The sequence below is a fragment of the Burkholderia sp. HMSC10F09 genome (assembly GCF_001806955.1).
In the GTDB taxonomy this organism is placed as follows: Bacteria; Pseudomonadota; Gammaproteobacteria; order Burkholderiales; family Burkholderiaceae; genus Burkholderia; species Burkholderia multivorans.
On sequence record NZ_KV786505.1, the window covers coordinates 47,586 to 53,877 of the forward strand.

The window sequence follows — 6,292 nt, forward strand, 5'->3', positions numbered from 1 at the left end:
CTCCGATGCCGATCGCTCCGTTGCCCCGTCCCGCCGCCCCGACCGCCGCGGCCTATCGCGACTTTCTCGATGCGCTGCGGGCGGCCGGCTTTGCCGGCGAGATCCGCGCGGACTACGCGAACCGCACGGTGCAGGCGACCGACAACTCGATCTACCAGCGCCTGCCGCAGGCGGTCGTGTGCCCTGCCGACGTAGGCGACGTCGAACGACTCGCGCGGCTGCTCGCGCAGCCGGCGCATCGCGGCATCGTCGTCGCGCCGCGCGGCGGCGGCACCGGCACGAACGGGCAGTCGTTGACCGACGGGCTCGTCGTCGATCTGTCGCGCAACCTGAACCGGATTCTCGAGATCGATGTCAAGCGGCGCCGGGTGCGCGTGCAGGCGGGCGTCGTCAAGGATCAGCTCAATGCGGCGCTGAAGCCGCACGGACTGTTTTTCGCGCCGGAGCTGTCGACGTCGAACCGCGCGACGATCGGCGGGATGATCAACACCGATGCGAGCGGGCAGGGCAGCTGCACGTACGGCAAGACGCGCGATCACGTGCTCGCGCTCGATTTCGTGCTGCCGGGCGGCGAGCGGCTGCATAGCACCGCGCTGTCCGACGACGAGCTGGCGCGCCGCTGCGCGCGGCAGGACCGGATCGGCGAGGTCTATCGCACCGCGCGCCGGATCAGCGACGACCACGCCGCGCTGATCGAGGCGAAGTTCCCGAAGCTGAACCGCTGCCTGACCGGCTACGATCTCGCGCACCTGCGCGAGCCCGACGGCCGGTTCAACCTCAACAGCGTGCTGTGCGGTGCGGAAGGCTCGCTTGGCTTCGTCGTCGAGGCGACGCTCAACGTGCTGCCGATTCCGAAGTACTCGGTGCTCGTCAACGTGCGCTACGCCGGCTTCATGGAGGCGCTGCGCGATGCGCGCGCGCTGCTCGAGCTCAAGCCGCTGTCGATCGAAACCGTCGACTCGACCGTGCTGATGCTCGCCATGAAGGATTTCGTGTGGAGCAGCGTCGCCGACTATTTCCCGCAGGACGACCGCCGCCCGACGCTCGGCATCAACCTGATCGAGTTCAGCGGCGACGATGCCGACGACGTCGACGCGCGCGTACGCGCGTTCGTCGAGCATCTGCGCGCCGACACGACGGTCGAGCGCCTCGGCCATACGATCGCGGCCGGCGACGATGCGGTGAAGCGCGTCTACGCGATGCGCAAGCGCGCGGTCGGGCTGCTCGGCAACGTGCAGGGCGAAGCGCGCCCGCAACCGTTCGTCGAAGACACGGCCGTGCCGCCCGAGAATCTCGCCGCGTATATCGCCGAATTCCGCGCGCTGCTCGACCGCTACGGGCTGCGGTACGGGATGTTCGGCCACGTCGATGCGGGCGTGCTGCACGTGCGCCCGGCGCTCGACATGAAGGACCCGAAGCAGGCCGCGCTGGTGCGGCCCGTGTCGGATGCGGTAGCCGCGCTCACGCAGCGGCATGGCGGGCTGCTGTGGGGCGAGCACGGCAAGGGCGTGCGTTCGGAATATGCGCCGGCGTTCTTCGGCGAGCTGTATCCGGCGCTGCAGCAGCTGAAAGCCGCGTTCGATCCGCACAACCAGTTCAATCCAGGCAAGATCGCGACGCCGCCGCAGCCCGCGATGCGGCTGCTGAAGATCGACGAAGTGCCGACGCGCGGCGAGCACGACCGGCAGATCGACGAACGCGTATGGCAAAGCTACGGCACCGCGATGCACTGCAACGGCAACGGCGCGTGCTACAACTTCGATCCTGACGACGCGATGTGCCCGTCATGGAAGGCGACACGCGAGCGCGTGCATTCGCCGAAGGGGCGCGCGTCGCTGATGCGCGAATGGTTGCGTCTGCAAGGAGAAGCGGGCGCCGACGTGCTCGCCGCCGCACGCGAGCGGCAGCCGTGGCTGCGCGGCTTCGTCGACCGCTGGCACAACACGCGCGCCGCACGTCGCGGCGAAGCGGACTTTTCGCACGACGTGTACGACGCAATGGCCGGATGCCTCGCGTGCAAGTCCTGCGCGGGGCAGTGTCCGGTCAAGGTCAGCGTGCCGGAGTTCCGTTCGCGCTTTCTCGAGCTTTATCACCAGCGCTACTTGCGGCCGCTGCGCGACTACCTGATCGGCTCGCTCGAATTCACGGTGCCGTGGTTCGCGCGCGTGCCGGCGCTATACAACGGACTGATGCGTGCGGGCTGGGTGCGCACGCTGTTCGAACGGCACGTCGGCATGGTCGACAGCCCGTTGCTGAGCCGCTTCGATCTCGCGGCCGTCATTCGGCAGTGGAACGTGCGGCCGGCCGATCCGCATGCGCTCGCCGCGCTGTCCGATGCGCAGCGCGCGCGCAGCGTCGTGATCGTGCAGGACACGTTCACGCGCTATTTCGACACCGAACAGCTGGCGACGCTGATCGAGCTGGCCGCGCGGCTCGGCTTTCACGTGTGGCTCGCGCCGCTCGCGCCGAACGGCAAGGCGCTGCACGTGCAGGGCTTCCTGCGCGCATTCGAGCGGGCCGCAATCCGCAACGCGACGCAGCTGGCTGCGCTCGCGCGTGCGGGCGTCGCGCTCGTCGGCGTCGATCCCGCCATCACGCTCACGTATCGGCAGGAATACCGCAAGGTGCCGGGGCTGCACGACGTGCCGCCGGTCGCGCTGCCGCAGGAGTGGCTGCTCGATGTGCTGCCCGATGTGAGGGGTAATACACGGGCCGATACGCGGGCCGGCGACGCGGCACGCGCGTATCGGCTGCTGCCGCACTGCACCGAGAAGACCAACGCACCGGACAGCGGCAAGCAATGGGTGCAGGTATTCGCGCGCCGCGGCTTGCGTCTGCAGGTCCAGCCGGCAGGATGCTGCGGGATGTCGGGCACGTATGGACACGAGGCTCGCAACGTCGATACGTCGCGGACGATCTACGCGCAGTCGTGGGCCGCGCACGTCGATGCACCGGAGCCGGCTGGCGAAGCGCTGGCGACCGGCTATTCGTGCCGCAGTCAGGTCAAGCGCATGTCCGCGCGGCAGGTGCGGCATCCGCTGCAAGTGCTGCTCGATCACGTGCGGGCGGCACAGTGAATCGCGGCTTCGGCGACGTGCAGACGCGCAACATCGCGACGATGGGGAAGATGCGGGAGCAGTTGCTGCAGCGAACTCAGGCGGCCGCACAGGCGGCTGCGATGGCATGACAGGGCGGGGCGGCGAGAAGCGATCGACCGATCGCGAACGCCGCTTGCGAAGCGCGCATCGAACGACGTGCCGTCTATCGTGAACTCGCGCGTGCGCGCATGCGAGCGATCCGAACGGATAGTCTCATCGCGCGGCGGCGTGCCGTTCGCGGCCGCCGGTTGACGCGTTTTACGACTGTTCGTCGCCGCGCTTTGCGGTGCGCGGATGGGCCGTTGCGGGAAACGCACCGACACCGCGCGGCCGTTTCGGCTCGATCCGCGTCTGCCGGATCACGCGGCGGAAGTCGATTTCGTGCGCGGCCAGCGCGCCGATCAGCGTCGCGATCACGGCGAGATGCGACGGTACCGTGCCCTTGCTCGAATAGTTCGTGATCGAGCTTTCATTCATCCGGATCAGCCGCGCGAACTCGCGCGCGGTCAATTGCGCCTTCTTCAACTCCTGCTGAAAATCGGCATACGCCATCGCACACATGATTGCTGTCCTCCGTCAAGCAAAGCCGGCCCGCGCGGCGCCGGCGCCGACGGGCGGCGACACCCGTCGAGCCGACGTCGCGGCCGCCGTTACATCCGGACCTGATCGAGGAAGGTCTTCTTGCCGCTCTTGTAGCCGTAGATCGAAATGATCCCGTGCGTCAGGTCGCCCTTCGAATCGAACGTCGTCGTGCCGATCACGCCTTCGTACTTGGTCGCCGGCATCGCGGCCAGGATCTTCGCGGGGTCGGTCGAGTTCGCGCGCTTCATCGCGTCGACGACGATGTACACGGCGTCGTACGCGAACGGCGCATCGAACTTGATGCCCTGGTTGAAGCGCTTCTGATACTTCGCGACGAACGCGGCGCCGCCCGGCATCTTCTCGATGGCCGCGCCGGCCTGCGAGCAGAGCACGTTGTCGGCCGCGGGGCCGGCGAGCTGCGCGAGCTGGTCCGTGCAGACGCCGTCGCCAGACAGGATCTTCGCGCGCAGACCGAGCTGCTTCGCCTGCTTCGCGAGCGGGCCGCCGGTGGCATCCATGCCGCCGTACATGATCGCGTCGGGGTTTTCGCCCTTGATCTTGGTCAGGATCGCGCGGAAGTCGACCGCCTTGTCGTTCGTCGCGTCGTGCGACACCACCTTCAGGCCGAGCGCCTTCGCCTTCTTCTCGAACTCGTTCGCGAGACCCTGGCCGTACGCGGTCGAATCGTCGACGACGGCCACCGTCTTCACGCCGTTCGACTGCGCGTAGCTTGCGAGCGCCGGGCCTTGCTGCGCGTCGGTCGCGACCACGCGATAGGTCGTCTTGAAGCCCTGCTGCGTGTAGGTCGGGTTCGTCGCCGACGGCGAAATCTGCACGATGCCCGCATCGCTGTAGATCTTCGAGGCGGGGATCGACGTGCCCGAGTTCAGATGGCCGATCACGGCGACGACCTTGTCGTCGACGAGCTTCTGCGCAACCTGCGTCGCCTGACGCGGATCGGCCGCGTCGTCCTGCGGGTCGAACTGCAGCGTGATCTTCTGGCCGCCGATCGTCAGCCCCTTCGCGTTGATTTCCTCGACCGCGAGGCGCGCGCCGTTCTCGTTGTCCTTGCCGAGGTGCGCGATGCCGCCCGTCGTCGGTTCAACGCTGCCGATCTTGACGACTTGATCGGCCAGTGCGCCCGACGCCGCGCCGAATGCGGCGACGGCGAGTGCGGCCGTGATCAGGGGTTTGCAGCGCATGCCGACAATGCTTCGTTCCATCAGCCATCTCCATATCGATTGATATTTCTATTGACGTCCAGCGCGCCGGTCGCCTTGTGGGCGGCCGATGACCGGACGAGTCTCCGTCACCCTTGAAGGGTTCGTTTGCCTGGCGCCGGCGGCCGCGCGCGCATGCGAGCGTCGAGCACGGCGTATTCGCCTGACGAAAAGCAAGGTGTGAATATAGCCGAACCGCTGTCGGTGCGCTTTGCGGTTCGCTTCGGCTTCGGCGATGTCGGTCGCTGTCGTCGACTGAAGGATTATTCGGCTGCGTACGGCGCGCTGGCCATGGACAGTCCGGTGCTGTCGGTACGGAACTGTTCGGTCGTTTTGGCGGCACACTTTTCGTCGATGCCATCGGCAGGCCGACGACCGCATCGTGACAATCGGCACGTTGACGCAACTAACGGTCCAGTTCGCCAGCCTCCGCCAGTGACGGGCCGCACACGCGGCTCACGCGATGGGGCGCCTTGTTTTCGAGCGCGCAAAAAAACGGGCGCACACCGCAGTGCGCGCCCGTCGCGACGCTTGCCGATACGCCGCTATCGCGACGGCGGGCAGCGGTCAGAACTTGTGCCGGATCCCGACGATCGCCAGTTCCTGCGTATCGGTACCGGAATTGACGCCGTACGACCCGACCGAGGCGGTCGCGTTCACGCGCGCGCCGCTCGCGTCGAGCGTATGGCCGCTCGCCTTCTGATAGCCGAACAGCGCGTACAGATCGGTGCGTTTCGACAGCGCATAGTCGGCCCCGACGTTGACCTGGTTGTAATGCGCGGAGGTCGGCCCCGTCAGCGACGTGTAGTTGTAGCCGACGCCCGCGCGCAATGCCGGCGAGAACTGCCAGTTGAAGAACGCGGAGCCGTTGTTGAACTTCGCGGTCTGGCGGAACGCCGACAGCGTATCGGCGCCGTATTGCGTATTCGAATACGCGATGCCGAACGTCGCCGGCCCGGCCACGTACTGGCCGGCCACGCGCACGATCTGAATCGACTTCGCGCTCGAGAAGCCCTGATTGATCACGGTGTTGAACAGCGTGTCCGAACTGCTCGTCCACGAGCGGATGCCGTTTGCGGTCGTCGTGCCGCCGTTCGCGAAGAAGTAGCCGGCGCCGAGCGACAGCGGGCCGTTCGCATAGCCGAGCGCGAAGCTGTACGTGCGCCCGCTGCCCGTCGCACCGGCGACGCCGCCGAAGCCGTACAGCGCTTCGGCCTGGAAGCCGGCGATCAGCGGACTCGTGTACTTCACCGAATTGCTCACGCGCAGGCTGTTGTCGTAGTTGTCGAGATCGCCGGGCGTCGCGAACACGCCGCCAAAGTAGTTGTCCTCCGTGAGCCCCTGCACGAGATCGACGACCGGATCGTACTGGCGGCCGAGCGTCACGGTGCC

The 6,292-nt window shown here is 67.3% G+C and carries 4 protein-coding genes; 1 reads left to right on the forward strand and 3 read right to left on the reverse strand.

The window, feature by feature from the left end:
* Positions 1-5 precede the first annotated feature (5 nt).
* Positions 6-3,077: a D-2-hydroxyglutarate dehydrogenase YdiJ gene (locus HMPREF3115_RS01595; protein ID WP_070553288.1), complete on the forward strand. Its 3,072-nt coding sequence runs from the start codon at positions 6-8 to the stop codon at positions 3,075-3,077.
* A gap of 279 nt (positions 3,078-3,356) precedes the next feature.
* On the opposite strand, the gene HMPREF3115_RS01600 is transcribed toward HMPREF3115_RS01595, so the two are convergent.
* The 3 genes from HMPREF3115_RS01600 to HMPREF3115_RS01610 form a co-directional block, all read right to left on the reverse strand.
* Positions 3,357-3,659 (reverse strand): DNA-binding protein, encoded by a 303-nt coding sequence (locus tag HMPREF3115_RS01600; protein WP_006399241.1) that lies wholly within the window; start codon positions 3,657-3,659, stop codon positions 3,357-3,359.
* Positions 3,660-3,748: 89 nt separating this feature from the next.
* Positions 3,749-4,903, reverse strand: coding sequence for a branched-chain amino acid ABC transporter substrate-binding protein (locus HMPREF3115_RS01605; protein WP_070553289.1), 1,155 nt, complete (start codon positions 4,901-4,903; stop codon positions 3,749-3,751).
* 564 nt (positions 4,904-5,467) lie between these two features.
* Positions 5,468-6,292: porin (locus HMPREF3115_RS01610; RefSeq protein ID WP_256275947.1), on the reverse strand; the 825-nt coding region annotated here is incomplete at its 5' end.

What these genes read in the sequence shown, in the direction of transcription:
- HMPREF3115_RS01595 (WP_070553288.1), top strand. Translation starts at nt 6, where the DNA reads ATGCCGATCGCTCCGTTGCCCCGTCCCGCCGCCCCGACCGCCGCGGCC.
- HMPREF3115_RS01605 (WP_070553289.1), bottom strand. Translation starts at nt 4,903, where the DNA reads ATGGAACGAAGCATTGTCGGCATGCGCTGCAAACCCCTGATCACGGCC.
- HMPREF3115_RS01600 (WP_006399241.1), bottom strand. Translation starts at nt 3,659, where the DNA reads ATGTGTGCGATGGCGTATGCCGATTTTCAGCAGGAGTTGAAGAAGGCG.